General features: G+C 69.4%; 25 protein-coding genes and 1 riboswitch. Of the genes, 7 read left to right on the top strand and 18 right to left on the bottom strand.

The genetic code is table 11. From position 1 onward, the window contains the following. Window positions 1-37 precede the first annotated feature (37 nt). The 6 genes from ABGB08_RS29295 to ABGB08_RS29270 form a co-directional block, all read right to left on the bottom strand. Window positions 38-2,542, bottom strand: a complete 2,505-nt coding sequence (locus ABGB08_RS29295) for an ATP-dependent Clp protease ATP-binding subunit (protein WP_155351064.1) — start codon at window positions 2,540-2,542, stop codon at window positions 38-40. A 272-nt stretch (window positions 2,543-2,814) separates the two neighbouring features. Next, window positions 2,815-3,156 (bottom strand): Lsr2 family protein, encoded by a 342-nt coding sequence (locus ABGB08_RS29290; RefSeq protein WP_155351063.1) that lies wholly within the window; start codon window positions 3,154-3,156, stop codon window positions 2,815-2,817. A gap of 88 nt (window positions 3,157-3,244) precedes the next feature. Then, complete coding sequence (locus ABGB08_RS29285; protein WP_155354490.1) at window positions 3,245-3,394, bottom strand: hypothetical protein; 150 nt, start codon at window positions 3,392-3,394, stop codon at window positions 3,245-3,247. 346 nt (window positions 3,395-3,740) lie between these two features. Then, the gene (locus ABGB08_RS29280; protein WP_170321996.1) at window positions 3,741-4,271 is read right to left on the bottom strand and encodes an RDD family protein; all 531 of its coding nucleotides are present in this window, start codon (window positions 4,269-4,271) and stop codon (window positions 3,741-3,743) included. 437 nt (window positions 4,272-4,708) lie between these two features. Next, window positions 4,709-5,845 (bottom strand): RDD family protein, encoded by a 1,137-nt coding sequence (locus tag ABGB08_RS29275; protein WP_347596257.1) that lies wholly within the window; start codon window positions 5,843-5,845, stop codon window positions 4,709-4,711. A 102-nt stretch (window positions 5,846-5,947) separates the two neighbouring features. Then, window positions 5,948-6,493: an amino-acid N-acetyltransferase gene (locus ABGB08_RS29270; protein ID WP_347596254.1), complete on the bottom strand. Its 546-nt coding sequence runs from the start codon at window positions 6,491-6,493 to the stop codon at window positions 5,948-5,950. Window positions 6,494-6,721: 228 nt separating this feature from the next. Here ABGB08_RS29270 and ABGB08_RS29265 point away from each other — a divergent pair, with 228 nt between their 5' ends. Further along, the gene (locus tag ABGB08_RS29265) at window positions 6,722-7,690 is read left to right on the top strand and encodes a C40 family peptidase (RefSeq protein WP_347596251.1); all 969 of its coding nucleotides are present in this window, start codon (window positions 6,722-6,724) and stop codon (window positions 7,688-7,690) included. A gap of 33 nt (window positions 7,691-7,723) precedes the next feature. Here ABGB08_RS29265 and ABGB08_RS29260 read toward each other — a convergent pair whose 3' ends face one another. Then, window positions 7,724-7,924, bottom strand: coding sequence for a LuxR C-terminal-related transcriptional regulator (locus ABGB08_RS29260; RefSeq protein ID WP_155354495.1), 201 nt, complete (start codon window positions 7,922-7,924; stop codon window positions 7,724-7,726). Between the two features lie 410 nt (window positions 7,925-8,334). Here ABGB08_RS29260 and ABGB08_RS29255 point away from each other — a divergent pair, with 410 nt between their 5' ends. Beyond that, window positions 8,335-8,799 (top strand): hypothetical protein, encoded by a 465-nt coding sequence (locus ABGB08_RS29255; protein ID WP_347596247.1) that lies wholly within the window; start codon window positions 8,335-8,337, stop codon window positions 8,797-8,799. Window positions 8,800-8,845: 46 nt separating this feature from the next. On the opposite strand, the gene ABGB08_RS29250 is transcribed toward ABGB08_RS29255, so the two are convergent. The 4 genes from ABGB08_RS29250 to ABGB08_RS29235 all read right to left on the bottom strand — a co-directional run bounded on the left by ABGB08_RS29250 (window position 8,846) and on the right by ABGB08_RS29235 (window position 13,903). After that, window positions 8,846-9,628 carry a type III pantothenate kinase gene (locus ABGB08_RS29250; protein WP_155351056.1) on the bottom strand — a complete coding sequence of 261 codons (783 nt, stop codon included), beginning with the start codon at window positions 9,626-9,628 and terminating at the stop codon, window positions 8,846-8,848. 7 nt (window positions 9,629-9,635) lie between these two features. After that, entirely contained in the window at window positions 9,636-12,089 is a 2,454-nt protein-coding gene (locus ABGB08_RS29245) for an L-aspartate oxidase (protein ID WP_347596243.1), read from the bottom strand. A gap of 84 nt (window positions 12,090-12,173) precedes the next feature. Next, a complete protein-coding gene (gene panC / locus ABGB08_RS29240) occupies window positions 12,174-13,022 on the bottom strand; it encodes a pantoate--beta-alanine ligase (protein ID WP_347596240.1) in 849 nt (282 codons plus the stop codon). After that, on the bottom strand, window positions 13,013-13,903 hold the full coding sequence (locus ABGB08_RS29235) for a DUF2520 domain-containing protein (protein ID WP_347596237.1): 891 nt from the start codon (window positions 13,901-13,903) through the stop codon (window positions 13,013-13,015). The genes panC and ABGB08_RS29235 overlap by 10 nt, the downstream gene beginning before the upstream one ends. A gap of 309 nt (window positions 13,904-14,212) precedes the next feature. Here ABGB08_RS29235 and ABGB08_RS29230 point away from each other — a divergent pair, with 309 nt between their 5' ends. From ABGB08_RS29230 to ABGB08_RS29220, 3 genes are read left to right on the top strand one after another with little or no spacing between them, the layout of a single operon-like run. Further along, a complete protein-coding gene (locus ABGB08_RS29230) occupies window positions 14,213-15,109 on the top strand; it encodes an SAM-dependent methyltransferase (protein ID WP_347596234.1) in 897 nt (298 codons plus the stop codon). A gap of 5 nt (window positions 15,110-15,114) precedes the next feature. Further along, complete coding sequence (locus tag ABGB08_RS29225) at window positions 15,115-15,597, top strand: TrkA C-terminal domain-containing protein (protein WP_347596231.1); 483 nt, start codon at window positions 15,115-15,117, stop codon at window positions 15,595-15,597. Between the two features lie 8 nt (window positions 15,598-15,605). Continuing rightward, the gene (locus ABGB08_RS29220) at window positions 15,606-16,787 is read left to right on the top strand and encodes a cation:proton antiporter (RefSeq protein WP_347596228.1); all 1,182 of its coding nucleotides are present in this window, start codon (window positions 15,606-15,608) and stop codon (window positions 16,785-16,787) included. A 167-nt stretch (window positions 16,788-16,954) separates the two neighbouring features. Here ABGB08_RS29220 and ABGB08_RS29215 read toward each other — a convergent pair whose 3' ends face one another. Beyond that, a complete protein-coding gene (locus ABGB08_RS29215; RefSeq protein WP_347596225.1) occupies window positions 16,955-18,148 on the bottom strand; it encodes a cytochrome P450 in 1,194 nt (397 codons plus the stop codon). A 271-nt stretch (window positions 18,149-18,419) separates the two neighbouring features. Continuing rightward, a riboswitch (SAM riboswitch) is annotated at window positions 18,420-18,535 on the top strand. A gap of 14 nt (window positions 18,536-18,549) precedes the next feature. Here ABGB08_RS29215 and ABGB08_RS29210 point away from each other — a divergent pair. Beyond that, a complete protein-coding gene (locus ABGB08_RS29210) occupies window positions 18,550-19,743 on the top strand; it encodes an aminotransferase class V-fold PLP-dependent enzyme (protein ID WP_347596222.1) in 1,194 nt (397 codons plus the stop codon). A 26-nt stretch (window positions 19,744-19,769) separates the two neighbouring features. Further along, window positions 19,770-20,936 (top strand): NADH-quinone oxidoreductase subunit D, encoded by a 1,167-nt coding sequence (locus ABGB08_RS29205; protein ID WP_347596219.1) that lies wholly within the window; start codon window positions 19,770-19,772, stop codon window positions 20,934-20,936. A gap of 21 nt (window positions 20,937-20,957) precedes the next feature. On the opposite strand, the gene ABGB08_RS29200 is transcribed toward ABGB08_RS29205, so the two are convergent. From ABGB08_RS29200 to ABGB08_RS29175, 6 genes are all read right to left on the bottom strand, one after another. Beyond that, entirely contained in the window at window positions 20,958-21,719 is a 762-nt protein-coding gene (locus ABGB08_RS29200; protein WP_347596216.1) for a FadR/GntR family transcriptional regulator, read from the bottom strand. Beyond that, window positions 21,716-22,984 carry a four-carbon acid sugar kinase family protein gene (locus ABGB08_RS29195; protein ID WP_347596213.1) on the bottom strand — a complete coding sequence of 423 codons (1,269 nt, stop codon included), beginning with the start codon at window positions 22,982-22,984 and terminating at the stop codon, window positions 21,716-21,718. The genes ABGB08_RS29200 and ABGB08_RS29195 overlap by 4 nt, the downstream gene beginning before the upstream one ends. Further along, window positions 22,981-23,373 (bottom strand): VOC family protein, encoded by a 393-nt coding sequence (locus ABGB08_RS29190; protein ID WP_347596463.1) that lies wholly within the window; start codon window positions 23,371-23,373, stop codon window positions 22,981-22,983. Before ABGB08_RS29190 ends, ABGB08_RS29195 begins: the two co-directional genes overlap by 4 nt. Before the next feature lies 1 nt (window position 23,374). Beyond that, window positions 23,375-24,139: an aldolase/citrate lyase family protein gene (locus ABGB08_RS29185; RefSeq protein WP_347596210.1), complete on the bottom strand. Its 765-nt coding sequence runs from the start codon at window positions 24,137-24,139 to the stop codon at window positions 23,375-23,377. Next, window positions 24,136-25,176 (bottom strand): NAD(P)-dependent oxidoreductase, encoded by a 1,041-nt coding sequence (locus tag ABGB08_RS29180; RefSeq protein WP_347596207.1) that lies wholly within the window; start codon window positions 25,174-25,176, stop codon window positions 24,136-24,138. The genes ABGB08_RS29185 and ABGB08_RS29180 overlap by 4 nt, the downstream gene beginning before the upstream one ends. Then, window positions 25,176-26,290: hypothetical protein (locus ABGB08_RS29175; protein ID WP_347596204.1), on the bottom strand; the 1,115-nt coding region annotated here is incomplete at its 5' end. The genes ABGB08_RS29180 and ABGB08_RS29175, both read right to left, overlap by 1 nt.

Below are 26,290 nucleotides of genomic sequence, written 5' to 3'. Positions count from 1 at the left end.
CGCCGTCCGAACGGCGAGGGGTGCTTGAGCGGTTCAATTACTTCTGGATCGTCTCCACTATGGACGCGGCGGAGTCAGGGACCTGAGGGGTCTTGTTCTCGCCGACGAAGGTGAAGATGGCGGCGTCGCCTTCGCCTTCGATGTCGATTTTGACGATCTGGCCAGGGCGGAGTTCGCCGTACAGGATTTTCTCGGAGAGGGAGTCTTCGAGTTCCCGCTGGATGGTCCGGCGAAGCGGGCGGGCGCCGAGGACGGGGTCGTAGCCCCGGTCGGCGAGGAGCTTCTTCGCGGCGGGGGTCAGGTCGAGGCCCATGTCCCGGTCCTTGAGGCGGGCGTCCACCTGGGCCAGCATCAGGTCGACGATCTTGATGATCTCGCCCATGGTGAGCTGGTGGAAGACGACCGTGTCGTCGACGCGGTTGAGGAACTCGGGCCGGAAGTGCTGCTTGAGCTCCTCCTGGACCTTCGACTTCATCCGGTCGTAGTTGCCCTCGACGTCGTTGCTCTTCGCGAACCCGACCCCGATGCCCTTGGAGATGTCCCGGGTGCCGAGGTTGGTGGTCATGATGATGACCGTGTTCTTGAAGTCGACCACCCGGCCCTGGGCGTCGGTCAGGCGACCGTCCTCCAGGATCTGCAGCAGCGAGTTGAAGATGTCGGGGTGGGCCTTCTCGATCTCGTCGAACAGGACCACGGAGAACGGCTTGCGCCGCACCTTCTCGGTGAGCTGGCCACCCTCCTCGTACCCGACGTAACCGGGCGGGGAGCCGAACAGCCGGGAGACGGTGTGCTTCTCCATGAACTCGGACATGTCCAGCATGATCAGCGCGTCCTCGTCCCCGAACAGGAACTCGGCGAGCGCCTTGGAGAGCTCGGTCTTACCGACGCCGGACGGGCCGGCGAAGATGAACGAGCCGCCGGGACGGCGCGGGTCCTTCAGACCGGCGCGGGTGCGGCGGATCGAGCGGGACAGGCCCTTGATGGCGTCGTCCTGGCCGATGATCCGCTTGTGCAGCTCGTCTTCCATCCGGAGCAGTCGCTGGGACTCCTCCTCGGTGAGCTTGAAGACGGGGATGCCGGTGGCGGTCGCGAGCACCTCAGCGATGAGCTCCTCGGTGACCTCGGCCACGACGTCCATGTCGCCGGCCTTCCACTCCTTCTCCCGGCGCTCCCGCTTGATCTGGAGCTGCTTCTCCTGGTCGCGCAGGGCGGCGGCCTTCTCGAAGTCCTGCGCGTCGATCGCGGACTCCTTGTCCCGCCGGACGTTCGCGATCTTCTCGTCGTACTCCCGGAGGTCCGGCGGAGCGGTCATCCGGCGGATGCGCATCCGGGACCCGGCCTCGTCGATGAGGTCGATCGCCTTGTCGGGCAGGAAACGGTCGCTGATGTAGCGGTCGGCCAGCTGGGCGGCCGCCACCAGGGCGCCGTCGGTGATGGAGACGCGGTGGTGCGCCTCATACCGGTCGCGCAGGCCCTTGAGGATCTCGATGGTGTGCGACAGCGACGGCTCGGCCACCTGGATGGGCTGGAAGCGGCGCTCGAGCGCGGCGTCCTTCTCCAGGTGCTTGCGATACTCGTCCAGCGTGGTCGCGCCGATGGTCTGCAGCTCGCCGCGGGCCAGCATCGGCTTGAGGATGCTGGCGGCGTCGATCGCGCCCTCGGCGGCGCCCGCGCCGACGAGCGTGTGCAGCTCGTCGATGAACAGGATGATGTCGCCGCGGGTACGGATCTCCTTGAGCACCTTCTTCAGGCGCTCCTCGAAGTCACCCCGGTAGCGGGAGCCCGCCACCAGCGCGCCCAGGTCGAGCGTGTAGAGCTGCTTGTCCTTGAGCGTCTCCGGCACCTCGCCCTTGACGATCTTCTGGGACAGCCCCTCCACCACGGCGGTCTTGCCGACGCCGGGCTCGCCCACCAGGACGGGGTTGTTCTTGGTGCGGCGGGACAGCACCTGCATGACCCGCTCGATTTCCTTCTCCCGGCCGATCACCGGGTCCAGCTTGCCCTCCCGGGCCGCCTGGGTCAGGTTGCGGCCAAACTGGTCAAGCACCAAGGAGGTGGACGGCGCGGCCTCCTGGGGGCCACCCGCCGCGGCCGGCTCCTTGCCCTGGTAACCGTGCAGCAACTGGATGACCTGCTGCCGCACCCGGTTCAGGTCCGCGCCCAGCTTCACCAGCACCTGGGCCGCCACACCCTCACCCTCGCGGATGAGCCCGAGCAGGATGTGCTCGGTGCCGATGTAGTTGTGGCCCAGCTGCAGGGCTTCACGGAGCGACAGCTCAAGGACCTTCTTGGCCCGTGGGGTGAAGGGAATGTGCCCCGACGGTGCCGACTGGCCCTGGCCGATGATCTCCTCGACCTGCTGACGCACGCCTTCAAGACTGATGCCCAGGCTCTCCAGAGCCTTGGCGGCAACGCCTTCACCTTCATGGATCAAGCCAAGAAGAATGTGCTCAGTACCGATGTAGTTGTGGTTGAGCATCCGGGCCTCTTCTTGGGCCAGGACGACAACCCGACGCGCACGGTCGGTGAACCTTTCGAACATCTCGTCGCTCCTCACAGAGCGGTCAGACGCGCCCGGATGATCCGGCCCCGTCGTTCCGCATGCCAGCTCTGGCCCGGCGACCGCTTCTATACAGGAGACGTTCCCCGGGCGCAGGGCGTTCACCCTCCATCCAACTACCGATCGGGGGCCAGGTGTTCCCGATACGCCGCAAGCGAACGACGTTTATTACCTGATAACGCGATCGTGCGGTCATGCAGGCCGCCAGAGAACCGGCAGCCGGCATAACCGCACGATCAAGAAGTAGCGGCGACTTAGTGCGCCGCGTCGTAGGCCTCGACGATCGAGGCGGCAATCCGGCCGCGCTCGCTCACCGGGTGGTTGTTGGCCTTGGCCCAGGCGCGGATCTCCGCGCTCTTCTCCCGAGTCATGGCCCGCTGGGTCCCACCGCTTCCACGACGACGGCCCCGCGTTGACCCGCTTTCGCCCTTGCGGGCGCTGGAGACGAAAGGCGCCAGGGCTTCCCGAAGCTTCTTGGCGTTGCTGTCGCTCAGGTCAATCTCATAAGGCAGGCCGTCAATCGCGAAGGTGACCGTCTCATTGGCCTCGCCACCATCGAGGTCGTCGATGAGAATCACCTGCGTGTGCTTGGCCATCCGGCAATCCTTTCGGCAGAGCATAGTTTGATTCTGCAGCCAAACATATACCCAGTTACCCCGGATGACAATTCGAGCGGCGGTATTCTCAGGAAGAGGTCTTGTCCGATGGCTCTTCTCCCGGTTCGCGCCTTCCGCGCAGACCGGCGGCGTCCGAACGTACCAACTTAACCACGCCGTAGACGACTGCCGCGCCGACCAACAGCGGCGGTATCAACGCGGAGATTACCTCGGTCATTCCTCATCACTCCCTTGGGTCCGCTGCCGCCGGATTCAACCGGAAGCCCTGTGAAATAGGGGGAACCGACGCCCGATGACCCACCGAGGTGCGCCTGTCCATAGCCTCCACCGCGCGGGAAGTATCCTCTGCGGTGGTCAGAACGCTTACCCGATAGAACAAAATCGTACCCAGGAATGGCAGTGGGGTGACCGCCAGGGCGGTCACCCCACTGATTGGAACGCGGCTTGGCCGCGCCTGTGTCTGGACTGAGGAACGCAGGTCGCGAAGCGGCCGGAGTGACGAGGGAAGACACAGGCTGAAGGCGGCCAAGTCCGCCGATCCGAAGGATCGGCCATAAACACTGCTACAGCTTCACCACGACGGTTCCGGCGACCTTGTCGTGAATCGCCTGCTGGAGCGGCTTGTCCCAGAGCGGCCAGAGGACGTTCACCAGGCTGAAGAGCCCGCCCAGACCGTTGAGGATCCAATTGAAGGCGAGCAGCTGCGGCCCCCATAGTACGCCGATCCGCTTGGCCAGAGTCTCGGTGTCGAGACCCCCGTGAACGCTTCCGCCAAGCTTGACGATGCGGATCTTCATGACCTTCTTGCCGATTGTCTGGCCGTCACGCGAGGTCATGAAGTACTCGTAAGCGGCGTACAGCAGGAAGCTGACGATCGACGAGATCAGCAGGCCGAGGAAGGAAGGAGTGGAGACCGTTGTGCTGGTGCCCAGGAACTCGATCGTCTCGGTCGTGGAGAACGCGCTCTGGATGATCCTGCTGATAATGAGGTAGACGACCACACCGAGGATAAGGCCATCGATCAGGCGTGCCACCAAACGCTGCCACCACTCGGCAAGTGGCGCCGGGACTCCCGGCGGGAGTGGCATGCCCATCGGCGCGTTGTAGGCGCCGGCGGACGGGTATCCACCAGCCGGCGGGTAAGCGCCAGGCTGCTGATAACCAGGCTGCTGCTGCTGATATCCACCAGGCTGTTGCTGATAACCAGGCTGCTGCTGCTGATATCCACCAGGCGGCGGGTACCCGCCTTGGGGTGGGGGGTATCCGCCTTGAGGCGGCGGGTATCCACCCGGAGGGGGAGCCGACCCATAAGGGTTCTGGCCGGGGGGAGGTTCCGGGTTCATTTGGTTACCTCTCGTGACATCTATGGGGGACGGGGTGTTCTAGGTCCCATCGCACGGTAGCAGTAACCCGTTACGGCTTTTGCGGTGTTATTTCGGATGGAACGAAGCGAACACGCTGCGTGCACGAAAGCGGGGCCAATGGTTCGTTCCATCGGCCCCGCTCCGTTGTTTGCGGCGGTTCTATGTCACTATTTGACCTTGACGACCACCGTGTTCGCCGCCTTGTCCAGAAGGGACTGCTGCAACGGCTTATCCCAGAGTGGCCAGAGCAGACCCACGAGCCAGTACAGGTACACGAGCCAGGCGCCAATCACCCGGATTCCCGGAATCCACGTCAACACCAACGGCCCGGCGAGCGCGCCCGCGCGGCGCAAGGCGGCGTCATTGTCGAGACCGCCATCAAGGCCGCGCCCCACGCGCACCACCTTGATTCCCATAACGATCTTACCGAGCGTTTGGCCGCGCTGCTTCAGCATCAGGAATTCGTAGCCGAAGAGCGCGAGTGTCGCGAGGAGCGCGGGCACCAGGTAGACGAGGAACGTCCCTGGCGTGACGGTTTGCGTCTCGATGTCGAAGCGGTCGGTGCTCGCCCAAATGCCTCCGGCGATGATTCCGAGCGCGATGAGCACGACGCCGTACAACGCGACGTCGATGATCCGCGCGACCAGCCGCTGCCACCATTCGGCCAGCGGCGCGGGCGCGCCCGGCGGAATGGGCGCCGGACCGTAGCCGTAACCCTGCGGCTGCCGGTAGCCGCCCGGACCGTAGCCCTGCGGCGGCCCGTAGCCGGGCGGCGGATAAGCCTGCCCGTAACCGGGCGGCGGATAGCCGGGCTGCTGACCGTAGCCAGGCTGCTGGCCGTAACCCGGCTGGGCCTGTACGGGCTGCGTCTGGCCAGGCTGACCGTACGGCTGCGGCCCGCCCTGCTGACCGTAACCCCCGTACTGCTGCTCCTGGCTGTACCCCTGCTGCCCATACCCCTGCCCGTAACCCTGACCGGGCTGGGACTGGCCGTAACCCTGGCCATAGCCGTTCTGCCCGCTCCCGGGCGGCGGCGGTGGCGGTGGCGGTGGCGGTTGCGGTGGAGCCGGCTGCCGCGGATAACCCTGGCCGTAGGCGCCGGTGCCGCCCGCCTGTCCGTACGCCCCTGACGACGGCGGGCCGTACACCGGCCGCGACCCGGTCCCGGCGGGATTGCGGCTCATGATGGTGACGTCGGGATCGAATTCCTGCGCGGGCTGTTCCGCGCCTTGTTCCCCGCGTTCGGGCGGCGCCGACGCGTCGCCGGCCGAATCGTCCTGCGGGTACGGCGGCTGGGTGCTCACCGTGTCACCTCACTTCGCGTTCGGGCATGGCACACGTTAGATATACCCAAGGTAACCAGCGCCGATTCCACCGTCACCATTCCCCCCTGGTCAAAGAACCGGTTAGACCGAAGGCCTGAGGTGCAGAATCATGCGCGTGTTGCCCAGCGTGTTCGGCTTCACATGTTCCAGGTCGAGGAATTCCGCGACACCTTCGTCATAGGAGGCGAGCAGCTCCGCGTACACCTCCGGCGAGACCGGCGTGCCGTTGATCGGCACGAATCCGTGCCGGGCGAAGAAGTCGACTTCGAAGGTGAGGCAGAAGACGCGGTGCACGCCGAGTTCGCGGGCGGTGTCGATGAGCGCGGTGACGATCCGGTGCCCCAGGCCCAGCCGCCGGGAGCCCGGGTCCACGGCCACGGTCCGGATCTCGGCCAGGTCCTCCCAGAGCACGTGCAGGGCGCCGCAGCCGACCACCACCCCGTCCACCTCGGCGACCCAGAACTCCTGCACGTCCTCGTACAGCGTGACGGTGGACTTCTTCAGCAGGCGCCGCTCGATGCCGGAGTGGGAGTCGACGAACTGCCGGATCACCCGCACATCGGCCGTGCGGGCCCGGCGCACCACCACCGATTGCGGGACTGTCTGCTCGACCGACTGCACCACCATGCTGAGAAGCGTAGTAGCCCGGCGCTCATGGCTCGCGAATAACGGCTCTGCCGAAACCACGAAACGTTCACCCAGAGTAGCCGCACGCTCGCGTTATGCGCATATCACGTGTGACCTGGTCGTGATCGTTCAGTTGCGGAATCTAGACGGAATCCTGAGTTTCGGTTGAGGACGAACCGGACGTGCACTAATGTCCACCGGGACCAGGGCCCCGGAGAAGGAGATTGCTTGCGCACTCGAATCCGGCTCACCGTCCTCGGCGCCGCGCTCGCCGTCATCACCGTAGGCGCTCCGCTGGTTTCGGCCACAGCCGATCCGGAGCCCACCCTCAAAGAGCTGACCAAAGAGGTGGAGAACCTCTACATCGAGATCGAGACGCTCACCGAGGAGCACAACGGCGAGAAGGTCCGGCTCAAGGAGGCCGAGCGCGCGGCCCAGCTGGCCAAGACCACGCTGACCAAGAGCGAGGCCGACCTGGAGGAACGCCGCCTGAAGGCCAGCCTGTTCGCCCAGAACTCCTACATGACGGGCGGCGCGGCGACCGGCTTCGGCCTGATGAGCGCCGCCGACCCGGACAGCTACCTGGACATCGCCTCCACCACCTACGCGCTGCAGCTCCAGACCGGCGAGCAGGTGCTCCAGGTCGAGAAGGCGATGGAGACCGCCAAGCGGGCCAGAGCGGGCGCCAAGGCCCGCCAGGACGAGGTGGCGAAGCTGCTCAGGAGCATCGACTCCCGGCAGGACAAGATCCGCAAGCTGATCAAGAAGACCGAGAGCTCGCTCTACCGCCAGGTCGCGGGCAAGGTCAGCCGGGCCACCCGGCTGTCGCTGCCGGTGGTCGGCGACGGCAAGGCCGCCCAGGCGGTGCGGTGGGCGCTCACCCAGCAGCTCAAGCCGTACGTGTGGGGGGCCGAGGGGCCGAACTCCTACGACTGCTCCGGTCTGACGATGGCCGCCTACCAGCAGGTGGGGATCAGCCTGCCGCACTACACCGGCGACCAGTGGACGGCGGGCACCCACGTCAGCCGCGACGACCTGCGCCCAGGGGACCTGGTGTTCTTCTACAGCGACCTGCACCATATGGGCATGTACATCGGCGGCGGCTACATGGTGCACGCGCCGCGGACCGGCGACGTGGTCCGGGTGGCCTCGATCGCCAACCGCCCGTTCGCGGGTGCCGTCCGGGTAGTGGACTGAACGGATAGATCTGATCCCGCCACCGTGGCGGGATCAGATCAACCGGCGGCGAGCCGCCCAGGCGACCGCCTCGATCGCGGTCGCGACTCCAATCCGATCGCAGATACCCCGGAGCCTGCGCCGGACCGTGCGGCCGCTCACATCCAGCCGACGGCCCACCCGGTCCACCGTGACACCTTTCGCCAGCTCGGCGAGAAGCAGCAGTTCGTCATCGGTGAGACCGGCACGCTCCATGTCCAACTCTTTTCGGACAACCTCTTTTCGGACAACCTCGCTCCGGGCAACCACCTCAGAAAACGACATCGTGAGCCCCTCTCCCACGACGAATGATTTTCGCCACCCTTGGGGACGGTAAACGCCGTCGCGAAAGGTCGTCAAGCAGCCGCATTGACTTGGCAATCACTTCGTGAAGAACTCGATCATGGCGGTGGCCCGGAATCGGCGGCCCGGTGGCCCCGCCGATCAGGGACGGCTCTCGCGGGTCGGGCCCACGATCGCGGTGGCCGGACTTACTCGGCCGGAACAAGATTGTCTCCATCGGACGGCACTGCAAAGCGGTTGCAAGTTCGGTGACAGCGCGCGTCAGGGGTCGTGAAAGGGGGTGGGCGTACTCGTGTATCACACCCCGAGAAGGAGACCCCGAAATGAAGCGCATGACCCGAGCGATGGTTGCTCTGGCCGCGGGCACCGCCGCCGCGGTCCTCGCTCTCCCCGCCGCCGCGAACGCCAACCCCGCCAACGAGTGGGGCCCGTACTACTCGCACAACGATCTGGCCCGCGTGAAGGGCACGATCGACATCACCTGGAACCAGCCGCAGACCAACAACCTCGTCCAGGTGACCGGCCAGCTGTGGGACGACGACAGCCGTTACTACAAGCACGGCGGCAAGTGCGCTTACGTGAAGTTCCAGGTCTCCAACCTGTACAGCCACCACTGGTACACGACCAAGAAGTACACCCACTGCGGCTACGGCACGGCCAAGCACTTCGCCTTCGGCAAGAAGGGCGTCAGCAGCCTGCGGTTCAAGGTCTGCCAGATCCACCACAAGACCAAGCACGTCTCGAGCTGCGGCGACTGGAACTACCTCTACACCGCCGAGAACGAGTGATCCATATAGATCGAGAGCCCGCCCCTTCGCGCGAGGGGGCGGGCTTTCACCCTGTGTTGCGGGCGTAGATGAGGCGCAGGCCGATCAGGGTCAGCCAGGGTTCGTGCTCGTCGATGGTCCGCGCCTCGCTGACCACCAGCGGCGCGCCTGGACCGGTCGCGACGACGGTCACGTCCTCCGGGTCGTCGGCCAGCTCGGCGGTCATCCGGTCCACGATGCCGTCCACCAGACCGGCGAAGCCGTAGATGATGCCGGACTGGAGGGCCTCCACGGTGTTCTTGGCGATCACCTGGCGGGGGCGGATCAGCTCGACCTTGTGCAGCTGGGCGCCGGCGGTGGCCAGCGCGTCCACGGAGATCTCCAGGCCGGGGGCGGTCACCGCGCCGATGTACTCGCCTCGGGCAGAGACCGCGTCGAAGGAGGTGGCGGTGCCGAAGTCGACGATGACGCAGGGTCCGCCGTAGAGGGTGGTGGCGGCCAGGGCGTTGACGATTCGGTCGCTGCCGACCTCTTTGGGGTTATCCATCCGGACGGGGACGCCGGTCCTGACGCCCGGCTCGACGACCACGGTGGTGACATCACCGTAATACCGACGCGACATTTCCCGCATCTCGTTCAAAACCGATGGAACGGTCGAACAGATAGCCAAACCAGCAATGTCCGCATTTTTCAGGATTGGGGATTGGGACAGCAGGCCTTGCAGGACGACGGCGATCTCGTCGGCGGTCCTGCGCGGGTCGGTGGCGATGCGCCAGTGCTCAAGGACCTCATCACCCTCGAACAGGCCAAGCACCGTGTGGGTGTTGCTGACGTCGATGGTGAGCAGCATCCCCTGATTATGCACTACGAAGATCCAAAGCAATATCGAGAGCGGGCGCGGAATGTGTGAGCGCGCCCACGGAGAGGTAATCGACTCCGGTCTCGGCGACCGCGCGGGCCACGTCCAGGGTGAGCCCGCCGCTGGACTCCAGCCGGGCCCGCCCGCCGACCAGTTTCACGGCCTCGGCCAGCTGCGGCACGGTGAAGTTGTCGAGCAGGATCTCGTCCGCGCCCTCCGCCAGCACCGGCTCGATCTGGTCGATCCTGTCCACCTCCACCTCGATGGTGATATCCGGGTACGTCGTGCGTACGGCCCGGAAGGCCTCGGCCACGCCTCCGGCGGCGACGACGTGGTTGTCCTTGATCAGGGCGGCGTCGTACAGGCCCATCCGGTGGTTGACGCCGCCGCCGCAGCGCACCGCGTATTTCTCCAGGGCGCGCAGGCCGGGGATGGTCTTGCGGCTGTCCCTGACCCTGGCGCCGGTGCCGTCGATGGCGCGGACCCACAGGCGGGTCTGGGTGGCGATGCCGGACAGGTGGGTGAGGAAATTGAGCGCGGTACGTTCCATGGTGAGCAGGGCTCGGGTCTGGCCGCGCACGGTCAGCAGCACGTCGCCCTTGCGCACCTCGTCGCCGTCCCTGGCCAGGCGCTCCACCTGGAGGCCCGCGCGGGTGAAGACGGTCTCCGCCACCGGCAGCCCGGCGACCACGCCGTCGCGGCGGGCGACGACGTCGGCGACCGACTCCTGATCCGGCGGGATGGTGGCGGCCGAGGTGACGTCCTCGCCGCCGGCCAGGTCCTCGCGGAGCGCGATGGCCACGAGGTTCTCGATGTCGAGCGCGTCGGCGGATTCCATGGCGAGTTCGCCCTTCTCGGTCAGGGTCAGATCGATGTGGCGGAGCCACTGGTCGTCGCGGCGGTCGGGGTGGTCCTCGCGCCAGTGCGAGCCCCGGGTCTCCTCGCGCAGCCCGGCGGCGACGGTCAGCGCGGTGGCGACCGTGTGCAGGTTGGTGGCCTCCCAGGATTCGGTGCAGGGCTCGACCGCGATCGGGGTCCAGCGGGCATCGGCCAGCGCTCGGCCCACCGTGGCCAGGGACTCCCGGCTGCGCAGCACTCCGGCGCCCCGGCTCATGAACGCCTGGATCCGGCCGCGCGCGCGGGGGTCGATCAGGCCGTCGGGGCGGTGGTCGTGGGGGTTTCCGGGGCTGCGCCGTACCGCGATCAGGTCGGAGGCGATGCGTTCGGCGAAGACCAGGCCTTCCAGGAGGGAGTTGGAGGCCAGGCGGTTGGCGCCGTGGACGCCGGTGCAGGCGACCTCGCCGCAGGCGTACAGGCCGGGGACGGTGCTTCTGCCCTTTAAGTCGGTGCGGACGCCGCCGCTGGCGTAGTGCGCGGCGGGGGCGACCGGGATGAGCTCGGTGACGGGGTCGATGCCGTGGTCGCGGCAGACGGCCAGGATGGTGGGGAACCTGACCTGCCATTTCCGCGCGCCGAAGTGGCGGGCGTCCAGGTAGACGTGGTCCGCGCCGGTTTCCGCCATCCGCCGCATGATGGCCTTGGCCACCACGTCGCGCGGGGCCAGGTCGGCGAGCTCGTGCACGCCCGCCATGAAGCGCTCCCCGGCCGCGTCGACCAGCACCGCGCCCTCGCCACGCACGGCCTCGGAGACGAGCGGCTGCTGGCCGGTGGAGCCCTCGCCGAGCCAGAGCACGGTGGGGTGGAACTGCACGAACTCCAGGTCCCTGATCGCCGCGCCGGCCCGCAGCGCGAGGGCCACGCCGTCGCCGGTGGAGACGACCGGGTTGGTGGTGGCGGCGTAGACCTGCCCCATGCCGCCGCTGGCCAGCACCACCGCACCGGCTCTGACCGCGCCGACGCCGTCCCTGGCGCCCTCGCCCATCACGTGCAGGGTGACCCCGCAGGCGTGACCCGCCGCGTCCTTGAGCAGGTCGAGCGCCAGGGCGTGCTCGATGACCTCGATCCTGGGCTCGTGCGCCGCCGCCTCGATCAGGGCGCGCTGCACCTCGGCGCCGGTGGCGTCGCCGCCCGCGTGCACGATCCGGTTCCGGCGGTGGCCGCCCTCCCGGGTGAGCTGGAGTTCCCCGTCGGCGTCCCGGTCGAACCTGGCACCATGCTCCATGAGCCGCTTGAGCGCGTCGGGCCCCTCGGTGACCAGCACCCGGACGGCCTCCTCGTCGCACAGCCCGGCCCCCGCGAGCAGGGTGTCCTTGAGATGTTCCGCCGGGGTGTCCTCGGGATCGAGCACGGCCGCGATGCCGCCTTGCGCCCACTGGGTGGAGCCTGCGGAAAGCACATCCTTGGTGACGACGAGGACGCGGCCCTCGGGCGACAGTTCGGTATATCGCAGGGCGACGGTGAGTCCCGCGATGCCCGACCCGACCACGACCACGTCCGCCGTCACCGTCCAGCCGGGTGAGGGTGCGGTCAGCTTTCTCGGCATGGTGGTCATCGCGAGCCCCTTTCGTCAACATGACGATAACGCCTCGCGGGCCGTGATCGCTTCCCGGGGCACCCACCCCGGCATCAGCCCAGGTCAGCCCAGGGTGAGCACCACGTTGTCGATCAACCGGGTGGTCCCGACCTTGGCGGCCACCGCCAGGATCGCCTCACCCCGGTGATCTTCCGTCACCTCGGTGAACGTGGCCGGATCGACCAGCGCCAGATAATCGAGCAACAACGGCGGATCGAACCGCGCCGCCGTCTCCAGCACCGCCCGCGCCGCGTCCTTGATCCGCTCAGGCTCCCTTTGTACGGCTCCCGCCCGCAAAGCCTTCGACAGATTGAGCGCGGTCACCCGATCCGCCGATGACAGATACCGGTTCCGGCTGGACAGCGCCAGCCCGTCGGCCTCCCGGACGGTCGGCGCGCCCACGATCGCGATCGGCAGATTCAGATCGGCGACCATGCGCCGGACCAGCGCCAGCTGCTGCGCGTCCTTCTGCCCGAACACCGCCACATCGGGCTGCACGAGGTTGAACAGCTTCAGCACCACGGTCAGCACGCCGTCGAAATGGCCGGGCCGAAACGCCCCCTCGACCACCGAGCCCATCGCCCCGGCCGACACCGCGATCTGCCGGTCGGGCAGGTACATGTCCGCCACCGCCGGAGCGAACACCACCCGCACGCCCTCCTCCGCGCAGACCCCCAGGTCCGCCTCGAAGGTCCGCGGATATCGGGAGAAATCCTCATGCGGCCCGAACTGCAGCGGATTCACGAAGATGCTGACCACCACCTGGTCGGCCTGCTCCCGGGCCAGCCGGATGAGCGAGCGGTGGCCCTCGTGCAGCGCCCCCATCGTGGGCACCAGCGCATACCGCCCAAGACCGGCCGCCTCCCTGGCCTTGCCCAGTTCTTCACGGTTTCCGGCGACGATCACGTCCATATGTTGCCTCCCAGAGCGTCCAGCAGCAGCTCGGCGGCCTCGGGCTTGAGCAGCCCGGCGGCGAGCGCCCGGTCCGCGGTAAGCCTGGCGAGCGCGATGTAGGCGTCGGCCGCCTCCGGCGCGGCCAGGATGAGCGCGTCCACATGCTTGCGCACCGTCCCGGCGTCGCCGCGCACGACCGGACCGGTCAGGCCGTTGATGCCGAGCCTGAGCACGTTGTCGAGCGCCGCGCCCAGCAGCGGCCCGAGCATCCGGCCCGGATGTTCCACCCCGATCCCGGCGAGCAGGTCCTGCGACTCGGCGACCAGGGTGACCATGTGGTTGGCCGCCCCGGCGATGGCCGCGTGGTAGAGCGGCCGGTCGGCGTCGGCGATCCAGACCGGCTCGCCGCCCATCTCGATCACCAGCGCCTCGGCCACCGGCCGCAGCGGCACCGGCGCGGTCACGCCGAACGAGCAGCCGGTCAGCCGGTTCAGGTCGTCTCCCCGGCCGGTGAAGGTCATCACCGGGTGCAGCGCCAGCGGCACCGCGCCCGCCTCGACCGCGGGCCCGAGCACGCCGAGACCGAAGGCTCCGCTGGCGTGCGCGAGCAGCTTGCCGCGCAGGTCGACGCCGGTCGACGCCAGCCCCGAGACCAGACCGGGCAGCACATCGTCCGGCACGGTCAGCAGGACCAGCTCGGCCCGCTCGATGACCATCTCCGGCCTGGTCAGCTCCACACCCAACGTCTCACTCGCGCGCCGCTGCGACGCGTCCGAGACCCCGCTGGCGGCCACCACCCGATGGCCCGCCTGCATCAGCGCGGCCCCGAGAACGGAACCCACTCGACCGGCTCCGAGCACCCCCACGGCCAATCGTGCGGGGCGATCGCTTGTGTCCATGCCGTCCTCCCGCTCGCCAGCGTAACGGGGAGGGGTGAATAACCACGGCAACGGGAGCGGGCGTGGGCTCTGGTGTCCCTCCAGACGCCAGAGCCCGCGCGCGGCAGGCCGGTCATCCGCCGATTGCCCGGCCTCATCTTCCAGATCCTTCCGGGTGGGGTGGCCGGACCGCGCCCGCTGGGGGAGCGGGCCGGGCCAGCCGCCGACACCAGGCAACGTTACCGCAAAGAATACACAGATCGTAGTCAGTCAACTACACTGCGTGTCGCGATAAGGTCAACCGTTGTGTGGCTCAGATGGCGAGAGGCGATGCGCCAGGCGCTGTACGGCGCGGACGGTTTCTACCGGCGTGAACGCCCGCACCGCCACTTCCGCACGTCCGTGCACGCCTCCCCCGCCTTCGGCGCGGCCGTGACCCGGCTGCTGGGCGAGGTCGATGAACGCCTCGGCCGGCCGCAGGTGATCGAGTTCGTGGACATGGGCGCGGGTGACGGCCTGCTGGCCTCCCAGGTTCTGGCGGACGCGCCGGCCAACCTGGCGAGCCGCCTGCGGGTGACCGCCGTCGATCTGTCCGCTCGGCCGGAGGGTCTGGATGAGCGGGTTCGGTGGGCGGATGCCGTACCGGACGGGGTGACGGGGTTGATCTTCGCCAACGAATGGCTGGACAACGTGCCGGTGGACGTCGCCGAGTGGACGTCAGAAGGGCCCCGGCTGGTGCTGGTCGATCCCGCGTCGGGGAAAGAGCGGCTGGGCGACCTGGACGCCAAGGATCGGGACTGGCTGGAGCGCTGGTGGCCGGTCGGGGAGCGGGCCGAGATCGGGTGGCCCCGGGACGAGGCGTGGGCCGGGCTGGTCGGCAGGCTGGCCGCGGGGATGGCCGTGGCCGTGGATTATTCGCATGTACGGAGTGATCGCCCGCCGATGGGCACGCTGATCGGATATCGGGACGGATCATGGGTGCGGCCGGTGCCGGACGGGTCGTGCGATCTCACCGCGCATGTGGCGCTGGACGCCTGCGCGGGCACCTTGACGACCCAGCGCGAGGCGCTCCTGCGGCTAGGGGTTCGCGGTGAACGACCACCGCTTGACCAGGCACGACGGGATCCGGCGGGTTACCTGCGAGCGCTTTCCGCCGCGTCCGCGGAGGCGGAGCTGATCGACCGGGAAGGGCTGGGTGCCTTCGGGTGGCTGACCTGTATACGGTAAACAGTGTGGAGATCGAACAGACTGCGCTACCGGGGATCGGACTCAAACACGAGTTCACCACCCACACCGGCCGGAGGATCGGGGTGGTCTCGCACCGTACCGGCCGGCGTGACCTGATCATTTACGACAAGGCCGACCCTGACCGCGCGTGCGAGAACGTGCAACTCAACGACGACGAAGCGGACGCGCTGGTCGAACTGCTCGGCGCGCCTCGGATCGTGCAACGCCTCAACGACCTGCATCGCGAAGTGGAGGGCCTGGTGAGCGTGCAACTCCCGATCGTCTCCGGCTCGCCGTACGACGGGAGGGCGATGGGCGAGGCCGCGATCAGGACCAGGACGGGGGCCTCGGTGGTCGCCGTGGTCCGGGGCGGCCAGGTCAACGCCAGCCCGACACCCGACTTCCGGTTCATCGCCGGGGACGTGGTCGTCGTGGTGGGCGACGAGGAGAACACCGCCGCCGTCGCCAACATCCTCACCGACGGATAGGCCGCCGCGTGCCCGCACTCATCGCATCATCGGATTCTGTCGCAATCCTCTTTCTCGAACTCGGCGGGGTCATCCTCGCTCTCGGCGTGCTCGGCGCGTTCGCGCTGCGCGTCGGTATCTCCCCCATCCCCCTCTACCTGGTCGCCGGTCTGGCCTTCGGGACGGGCGGCATCCTCCCGCTCGCCACGAGCGAGGAATTCATCCACGTCGGCGCCGAGCTCGGCGTCATCCTGCTGCTGCTCACCCTCGGCCTGGAATACAACGCCGACGAGCTCGTGACCAGCCTGAAGAGCAACGCCCGTGGCGGCCTGGTGGACCTGGTGCTGAACGCCGCCCCCGGCGCGATCGCCGCGCTGCTGCTCGGCTGGGGTCCGGTCGGGGCCGTGGCCATGGCCGGGGTGACCTACGCCACCTCCTCCGGCATCACCGCCAAGGTCATTTCTGATCTGGGGTGGATCGGTAACCGGGAGACCCCCGTGGTGCTCTCGCTGCTGGTCTTCGAAGACCTGACGATGGCCATCTACCTGCCGATCCTGACCGCGCTGCTGGCCGGGGTCGGGCTGCTGGCCGGGGCGATCACCGTGGCCATCGCGCTGGGCACGGTCACGGTCGTGCTGGTGATCGCGCTCAGGTTCGGCAATCTCATCGAGAAGTTCGTGTCCAGCCCCAACTCCGAGGTGCTGCTGCTGAAGGTGATCGGCCTGGCGTTGCTGGTGGCCGGGATCGCTCAGGAGCTCCAGGTGTCGGCGGCGGTGGGCGCGTTCCTGGTGGGCATCGCCCTGTCCGGCGAGCTGGCCCACTCGACCCGAACCCTGCTGATGCCGATCAGGGACCTGTTCGCGGCGGTGTTCTTCGTCTTCTTCGGACTGCAGACAGATCCGGCCAAGATCTTGCCGGTGGCCGGTCTGGCCGCGCTGCTGGCCCTGGTCAGCATGATCACCAAACTGCTGACCGGCGCGTACGCCGCGCACCGGGCCGGCATCGGCCGGGCCGGACGGGTCCGCGCCGGAATCGCGCTCATCCCCCGGGGCGAGTTCAACATCGTCATCGCCGGTCTCGCGGTAGGCGCCGGAGTCCACCCCGACCTCGGCCCGCTGGCCGCCGGCTACGTGCTGATCCTGGCCGCCTTCGGCCCGCTGGCGGCGCGAGCGATCCAGCCACTCGTCACCGCCATCGCCAACCGCACCTAACAGTCCCTGTCCTTTCTCGTGACACCGCATTGGTGCGGATCACCGCCGGAGCTGCGAGGTACCTGAGATCGTTATTTCCGGTCAGAATGCCGCAGCAACTCTTGGCGGAGGTGCGGCGAGAACCATCATCTGCGTGAACGGTGCCGGATAACGGCGAGCTACGCGCTCTAAACCGTCACCCGCAACGATTGCAGTCCCCGGATGACATAGCCGGGTTTCCAGGTGGGCTCCTCGACGAGATTCAGTTTCGCGTCGAGGAGCGCCCCGAAGGACTCGATCAGTTCGACCCGGGCCAGCGGGGCGCCGAGGCAGAAGTGGATGCCCGCGCCGAAGGAGATATGCGGGTTGTCCTGGCGGCCGACGTCCAGCCGGTCGGGGTCGGCGAACACCTCGGGGTCGCGGTTGGCGGAACCGAACAGCAGCGCGACCTCGACACCACGCGGGATCTGGACGCCGCCGATCTCGATGTCCTCCAGCACCCAGCGTTCGAACATCTGCAGCGGGGTGTCCCAGCGCATCAGCTCCTCGACGGCGGTCTGGAGCAGTGACCTGTCGGCGCGCAGGCGGTCGAGTTCGGCCGGGTTGCGGAACAGCGACCACCAGCCGTTGCCGGTGACGTTCACGGTGGCCTCGTGACCGGCGTTGAGCAGGAGCACGCAGGTGCCGATCAGCTCGTCCTCGGTGAGCCGGTCGCCCTCGTCGAGGACCTGGGCGAGGGAGGAGATCAGGTCGTCGCCGGGATTGTCGCGCCGGGTGCGGCTGAGGTCGCGCAGGTAGTCGCCGAACTCCTGGGCGGCGCGGACGGCCGTGTGCTGGACGTCCAGGGCAGGGTTGAGCTCGTACATGCCGCAGATGTCCGCCGACCACGGCCGCAGCAGTGGCCGATCCTGATCTGGTATGCCGAGCATCTCGGCGATCACGGTCACCGGAAGCGGTTCGGCCACCTCGCTGATCAGGTCGCCGCCGCCGCGTTCGACCAAACCCTGAGCGAGTTCGGTAGCGATCTTCCTGACGCGCGGGCGCAGGGACTCGACCATCCGAGGAGTGAACGCCTTGGAGACCAGGCGGCGCAGGCGGGTGTGGATCGGGGGTTCGACGTCGAGCATGCCCGCCCGGATCACCCGCCAGAACGGCTCCTGGAACTCCGGCTCTGGCTCCTTGCCAAATGCCTCGTGGGTGGCCATATGGAGATATGAGCGACCTAGGCGACGGTCTCGGAGCAGGGCGTTGACGTCGGCATGCCGGGCGACCAGCCACTGACCGGTGGGCTCGAAGAAACTCACCGGGCTCGTGTCACGAAGCTCGGCGTAGGCGTCGTAGGGATGGGCCACGAAGGCGGGATTCCACGGATCAAACCTCACAAATCACATGGTAGGCGGGCGGTCTTCCCGTGCGATCCGACGCAGGGTGTGGCTTCTGGGGGTGACGGCACACGAGGGACTGGGAGTTCCCGCGCGGTGTGGTTGAAGGGCACACGCCGAGAAAGCCGCGACAAGCGAGACGGGGTTCCCGAGCGGATGTGCGTAATGGCGCGGGAGGCCAGGGCGGAGGGGGTGGTGGCCGGGGTTCCCGAGCGGATGTGCGAAATAGGGGGCGACAATCTCGCGTGGGTGTGGGTTATAGTTCCGCATAGGTCATGAGTGCCAGCGCACAGCCCCGGCTTGCTGGCCGGCAACCCTCGCGTCCGCGGCGGGGTGCCCCGGGTGAGGACCAGGCCTGTCGCGGGGTGCGGCGGGCAAGCGCGTGGCCTCTGGAGGCGTACATGTCCGCTCTGTTGTCCCTTGATGTCCCGGTGCGCGGCGGCGCGCTGGTCCCCTACGCGAACCTCGACTACGCGGCCAGCGCGCCCTGTCTGGAACCCGTCCGGGAGGCGGTCGCCGACGCGCTACCCGCCTACTCCAGCGTGCATCGCGGTGCCGGGTACGCCTCCCAGGTCACCACCGCCCGCTACGAGCAGGCCCGGCACACGATCAAGGCCTTCACCGGCGCCCGCACCGACGACGCGCTCGTGTTCACCCGCAACACCACCGACGCGATGAACCTGCTCGCCCGCAGCCTGCCCGACGGCACCACGGTCGTCGTCTTCGACACCGAACACCACGCCACCCTCCTCCCCTGGCCCTCCCCCGTACGGCTCGCGCCCCCCGCCTTCCCCGGCGAAGCCCTCCGGGCGGCCGACGAGGCACTCGCCACGATCGAGGGACCCGCGCTGCTGGTCGTCACCGCCGCCTCCAACGTCACCGGCGAACTGTGGCCGATCGCCGGTCTCGCCCACATCGCGCACCGGCACGGCGCGCGCATCGCCGTGGACGCGGCCCAGCTGGTCCCGCATCGCCCGCTGAACATCGCCGCACTCGATCTCGACTACGTGGCGTTCTCGGGGCACAAGCTCTACGCGCCCTTCGGGGCCGGGGCGCTCGTCGGGCGGCGGGACTGGCTGGCGCAGGCGGAGCCGTACCTGAAGGGTGGCGGCGCGGTGCGCGCGGTCGGCGAGCAGGCCGAGTGGAGCACCGACCCGGAGGCCCGGCACGAGGCCGGGACGCCCAACGTGCTGGGCGCGATCGCGCTGGCGGCGGCCTGCGATCATCTGGCCGCGAACTGGGCCACGGTGATCAGCGAGGAGGAGCGCCTGCTCGGCCGCCTCCGGGCCGGGATCGCCGCCATCGACGGCATGCACGAGCTGGCGCTGTGGCCGGCCGACCATCCCCGGGTCGGGATCGTGTCCTTCGTCGTCGAGGGCCGGTCGGCCCGGGAGGTGGCCGAGACGTTGTCCGCCGAGCACGGCATCGGCGTGCGGGACGGTAAATTCTGCGCGCACCCGTTCGTCCGGCATCTGCTTGGCGCGGGCGAGGGCGGATGCGACGAGGACGGCGGCGCGGTGCGGGCCTCGATCGGGATCGGCAGCACCGACGAGCACATCGATCGGCTGCTGGCCGCCCTGCGCGCCTGTTCGTGATCGATCGCGCGTGGGAGCATGAAACGGTGAGCGAGCCACAGGAGATCGTCGTCGGGGTCGGCGCGGGGGCCTCGGCCGTGCCGAAGGAGCTCGCCACCGAGGACATGGTGCTCAACATCGGCCCGCAGCACCCGTCCACGCACGGCGTGCTGCGGCTGCGGCTGACCCTGGACGGCGAGCGCATCGCCTCCGCCGAGCCGATCATCGGCTACATGCACCGGGGCGCCGAGAAGCTGTTCGAGGTGCGCGACTACCGGCAGATCATCGTGCTGGCCAACCGGCACGACTGGCTGTCGGCGTTCGCCAACGAGCTCGGCGTCGTGATCGCGGTGGAGCGCATGCTCGGCATGGAGGTCCCGGTCCGCGCGGTCTGGGCGCGCACCCTGCTGGCCGAGCTGAACCGGGTGCTCAACCACCTGATGTTCCTCGGGTCGTACCCGCTCGAACTCGGCGCGATCACCCCGGTCTTCTACGCGTTCCGGGAGCGGGAGACCATCCAGGCCGTGATGGAGGAGATCTCCGGCGGGCGCATGCACTACATGTTCAACCGGGTCGGCGGCCTCAAGGAGGACCTGCCGCTCGGCTGGCTGGAGCGCACCGGCAAAGCCGTCGGCGACGTGCGCCGCCGCCTGCCCGACATCGAGAACCTGATCATGGGCAACGAGATCTTCCTGGCCCGCACCACCGGCGTCGGCGTGCTCGACCGCGAAACCATCCTGCAGTACGGCGTGAGCGGCCCGATCGCCCGCGCCTCCGGCGTGGACCTGGACCTGCGGCGGGACGAACCCTACCTGGCCTACGTGGAACTCCCGGTGAAGGTGGTCACCCGCTCGGCCGGCGACTGCCACGCCCGCTTCGAGGTGCTGCTCGACCAGCTGAAGGTCTCCCTCGACCTGGCCGACGCCTGCCTGGAACGCCTGCGCGAGCTCCCGCAGGGACCGATCAACCAGCGCCTCCCCAAGATCCTCAAAGCGCCGGAAGGCCACACCTACGCGTGGACGGAGAGCCCGCTCGGGCTGAACGGCTACTACCTGGTCTCCCGCGGCGAGAAGACCCCGTGGCGCCTCAAACTCCGCAGCGCCTCCTTCAACAACATCCAGGTCCTCCGCGAGATGCTCCCCGGCCACCTGGTCGCCGACATGGTCGCCATCCTCGGCTCGATGTTCTTCGTCGTGGGCGACATCGACAAGTAAATCGACAAGTAATCGGCTCCGTCAGACCTCGTCCTGGAGGGAGCGGTGGAGGCGGCCCCCGGCGGCGTCCATGTGGCCGCGCATCGCCGCACCGGCCGCCGACGGGGAGCGGGTCTCGACGGCGGCCAGGACGGCGGCGTGCTCGGCGATCGTGGTCTGCGTCTCGCCCGCCTCGTGGATGGCCCGCCGGATCCAGACGCGCAGCAGCGACCGGATGCTGCCGAGGATGTCGCTGAGCACCGAGTTCCCGGCCGCGTTGGCCAGCGCGAGGTGGAAGGCGATGTCCGCCTCGACGAAGGCCGTGGCGTCGGGGGCGGCCCGCATGCCCGCCAGGTGGGTGCGCAGTTCTCCCACATCCTCGGCGCCGGCGCGCTGGGCGGCCAGCTCGGCGATGATCACCTCGATGTGCTTGCGCGCCTCGATGAGGTCCAGGACCTGCGGCTGGCCCAGCATCAGGCCCCACTCGATGGCGCTGGGCAGCAGGCTGGACGTGCCCCGCGTGAGGTAGGTGCCGTCGCCCTGCCTGACCTCGATGATGCCCAGGACGTCCAGCGCCTTCAGCGCCTCCCTGACCGTGGAGCGGCCCACGCCGAGGGATTCCGACAGCTGCCGCTCGGACGGCAGGCGAGTGCCCGGCCTCAGGTGCCCGTTCAGCAGCTGGGACAACAACTGCCTGGCGATGTCGACCACGGCGCTCTCGCGCTGGGGCGCGGCCAGCGTGATGGCGGGCGTTCCCGGCCGGCCCATCCGCTTGCCCTTGTCTTCGGGCTCCACCACCGTCATCCCTTCCTTACTCCGAGCCGGGCTTCCAAGGTCGCGGGCGATGCTTCCAGGCCGAAGGCATGGGCCACGTGCACGAGGGTCCGCGCGTCCCCGACGTTTCCCGGGACCACCGCGTAGGAGATCGTAGCCGCGCCCGATGGCCGCAACTCCCATACGGCCACGCCGGGATACAGCGGCCCGAGCACCTGCGCGGCGCCCGCGCCCAGGCCGTCGCGGGCCACCTGCGCCGAGGTGATGCCGCCCTTGGCGATCACTGCGGTGAGCTGGGGGCGAAGCGCGGACGCGGCGGCGCACAGGGCCGTCATGACCCGCGCGCCGTGCCGTAGCGTGCCGTGCCCGGCCCGCCTGACCCGCTCGCTCGCCACGATAGCCACCCCCCGCTCGGCCAGGTCGCCCCGGGCCAGCCCGGCCACCCGCCGTCCCTCAATCTCAGGCCCGGATGGACCGCCTGACAAGACCGCGTCGGTCGACACGGTCCGCACGGGGGCCGCCAGGACGTCCGCCAGCGCGGCCAGCTGGTCGCCGCTGGCCTCGGTGTGGGATCCGCAGACCACGAGCGTCCCGCCGGGTCGCCGTGGGACGGGCCGTGCCAGCAGGCCGCCGGCGAGCTTCCCGGCACGGATGGCCGCCAGGGGCGCGGCGCAGCGTAGCACGACCGGAACCCCGGCCGAGCGGGCCTCCTCCAGCGCGGCGGAGACGGCCATGAGGTCGGCGTCGGTCTCGGCGTCGGGGACGATCACGCTGCCCGGCGGGGCCTGGCGGAGGGCGGCGGCGAGACCGCCCTGGCGTACCGAATCCAGGGGGATCGAGGCCGCGGCGCGGCCGCCCACCTCGCGCGCCCAGGCGGTCAACGTCGGTGCGGTGAAGCCGAAGACGGGGTCGGCGGCGAACTCGGTCTCGGCGGCGGGGATGCGGCGGCCGTCCACCGTGACGAGGTGGACGCCGCCGAGCGTCACCCGGCCGAGCGCCGGGTAGGCGGGGACGAACAGCAGCACCCCGGCGGCGGCGCCGAGCGCGTCGGACTCGGCGAACACGTGGCCGCGCAGGGTGGAGTCGCCGCGCAGGACGTACTCCGCGTCGCCGAAACGCTCGCGCAGGCCGAGGATCAGGCGCACCGCCTGATCTTCCTCCATCGCGCGGGTATTGGTCAGGACAAAGCAGGATTCGTCCGGGGGAAGTCCGGCGTCGAGGTCGAGCAGCACCGGCACCCCGGCCGCCGCCTGGGTGCCGGTCGGGTCGTCGTCCAGGACGATCACGCGGGTCATCGGATCGGCTCCCGCTCGGTGAGTTCCACCCGTACGCCGTTCGGCTCCGCCAGCAGGAAGCACGCCCGGCGGCCCCGCCCGCCCATGAAGATCGGCGCGCCGCCCTGCCCCGGCAGGGCGGCGAGCGTGGCCGGGATGTCGTCCACGCAGAAGCAGACGTGGTGCAGTCCTTCCCCGCGCTCGGCCAGGAAGCTGGCCACCGGCCCCTCCCGGTACGGCTGCACGAGCTGGAGCATGACGTTGCCGCCGTCGAGATAGACCAGCCGCACCCCGGGATCGTCGGCCAGCTCGTCACCGATCACGGTCAGCCCCAGCCGCTCCACGTAGAACGGCAGGGCCAGGTCGGCATCGCGGACGGCGATCCCGATGTGATCGACATGATCCACCACGTCAGCCAAGTCCGCTGACCTCGCTCAGTCCGGCCCGCAGCGCGGCCTGGTAGATCCACAGGTCGCCGCCGTAGGCGAGGATCCGGAAGCCCTTGGCGATCAGCGTGGCCGCCTCCTGCGGGCTCCCGGCCATGAAACCGGCGGACTTGCCCGCCGCGCTCGCGGCCTTGGCCACCCGCTCCAACGCCGCCAGGTAGTCGGGGTGCTCGAACTGGCCGGGTATCCCCATGCTGTTGGTCAGGTCGAAGTGCCCCACCCACAGCACGTCCACCCCGTCCACGGCGGCGATCTCCTCGACGGACTCCAGGCCCGCGACGGTCTCGATCTGGGCGATCACCATCGTGTCCGCGTTCGCCGCCCGCATGTAGGCCACGTTGTCGGTGGCCGCGTAGTCGTCGTGGGCGACGCCGAACGCCGCGCCCCTGACCCCGTCGGGCGGGTACTTCGCCCAGCGCACCACATCGCGCGCCTGCCCGGCCGAGTCCACCATCGGGATCATGATCCCGCGGGCCCCGGTGTCCAGTGCGCGCGAGATCTGGGTCCGCTCGGCGGTGGGCACCCGGATGTACGGCTCGGCCCCGGTGGGCCGGGTGGTGGCCACGACCCGGCCGAGCGTCTCCCAGCCCCAGCCGGTGTGCTCGGCGTCGAAGATGACGAAACGGGCGCCCGCCCCGGCCGCGAGCCTGCCGATACCGGTGGTCGCGAACTCGAAGACGAACGTGCCGAGGACGAGCTCTCCGCTGCGGAGGGCCTGTTTGATGGTCAACGGGATGCCTTTCTGGAGAGGAAGCGGGGGCTGGAAAGGAAGCGGGGATGGTCGAGGGCGGCCGGGTTGACCGGGTGCGCGGGCGCGCGCCCGGCGGCCACGTCCAGGGCGGCCTGGATCGCGCCGCGGCCGTTGCCCAGCGCGAGCTCGTCGGTCCAGGCGACCGCGTGCGGGGCGAGCAGCACGTTGTCCAGCGCCAGCAGCGGATCCGCCGGGTCGGGCGGCTCAACCTCGAAGACGTCCAGGGCCGCCCCGGCGATCCGCCGCCCGGTGAGCGCCTCGGTGAGGGCGGCCTGGTCCACGATCGGGCCTCTGGCCACGTTGACGAGGAAGGCGCTCGGCTTCATCGCGGCCAGCCGGGAGGCGTTCAGGAGATGGTGGGTCTGGGGGGTGAGGGCGCAGGTGACGACCACGAAGTCGGCCTCGGCCAGCAGCGTGTCCAGCTCGACCAGCGTCACCCCGGCCGCCTCCGCCGCGTCCCGGTCGGCGAAGGGGTCGGCGGCGAGCTGCCGCAGGCCCAGCGGGGCGCACACCCGGGACACCTCGCGGCCGATGTTGCCCCACCCGACGAGACCGAGGACCCGGCCGGTGAGGCCGGTGCCCATGTGGGCCAGCTTGTCCTCCCAGCGTCCGGTCCGGACCAGGGCGTCCTTCTCCCTGATGCGGTGCGCGGCGGCCAGCAGCAGGGCCAGCGCCGACACGGCGACCGGGACGCGCACGCCGTCCGGGGTGATGGTGACCACGACACCGTGCCGGGTGCAGGCCTCGACGTCCACGTTGTCGTAGCCGACGCCGAAGCGGGCCACCAGCGCCAGGCGGTCGGCGCCCTTGAGCGTGTCTGCTGTGACCCTCGGCGTGAGCACGATCAGCGCGTCGTAGCCGCGCACGGCCTCCGCTGGGATGTCGCCGGAAGCGACGTCGATGAAGTCCCAAGCGACGCCGTCGGCCTCGTCGAGCGCGGCCAGGCCGATGTCGCCCCACCCGACCTTCCCGTCCGAATCGAGAAAGTCGCGGGTCAGGCCGATCCTGAAGGGCATCAGTGGTCTCCTCCTGGGGGTGTGACGAGGATCGCGATCGAGGGAGGGCGCAGGCTCACACGGGCGCCGCGCGGGCGCTCCCGCACGATCCACCCGCTGTCCTCCCGCGAGCCGCCGGGCGTGTCCGTCCGGGAGTCCGCCTCAGTGATCGTGGTGAGACCCTGGCCGCGGGCATCCAGGACGATCGGCTCCCCGCCGTCCAGCGCCGCGGCCACGACCAGCAGCCGCCCTCCGCGCCGTACGGCGAGGCCGGTGAGTCCCGCGGGCAGGGCGGGGTCGGCGAGACGGCCACCGGTGAAGGGGCGGAGCGCGGCCAGGACGTGGTGGGCCGGCGAATCCGCCAGGCCGGCCGCGTCCAGGCTGACCGCCGCCGCCCCGGTGAGGGCGCTCAGCGCGCCGACCAGCCAGGCCGCGCGGAAGAGGGCGGAGGGGGACCGGTCGCCGGGGGCGGCGAAGCCGACGGACGGCAGCAGCCCGACCGGCCCGGCGAACACCGGCCGGCCGTGCTCGGCGGCCTGGCGGACGACCAGGGGATGGACCCGCAGCGTCTCCCGGATGCTCGCCTCGTCCGCGTGGTGCGCTTGGGCCGCGATCGGGAAGGCGACCAGGTCGAGGAGGTCGGCCGGGAAGTCCTCGGCCCGGTTCAGCTCGGCGAAGTGGGCCCGGCTGCCGCCGCCGATCCGCACCGGCGTGCCCGCGAAGGCGTGCCGGGCCTCGGCGGCCAGTTCCCTGGGCGTGCCGTGCGCGCGGTCGAACACCAGCAGCGTGCCCCCGCCGAAGGTCGGCCAGGCGTCCCGCAGCGCGGCGAGCTGACCCGGCGCCGAGCACACCGCGCTCAGCGTGAGCGGGAGCTCGGCGGCGACCAGCCGGTCCAGCTCCCGACGCCATCCGGACGTGCCCAGATCCACGGTCCCGTGCAGGAAGGAGGCAACGCCGAGCAGGTCCCATGAGCCTGCGGAGGGGGGAACCGCGTGCGCGGATCCCGGGGACGTGCCCGGTCGATCTACGGAAATCAGGTCGGGGGTCGGGTGCAGGCCGATGGGTGGCAGGATCGCGGTGCGGACGGCGGGACGGGGGCGGGGGCGGGGTCGGGGTTGAGTGAGGCCGAGTGGCT

The sequence above is a fragment of the Acrocarpospora sp. B8E8 genome, from assembly GCF_039871605.1.
Lineage (GTDB): Bacteria > Actinomycetota > Actinomycetes > Streptosporangiales > Streptosporangiaceae > Acrocarpospora > Acrocarpospora macrocephala.
This window is presented reverse-complemented; position numbering and strand designations above follow the sequence as displayed.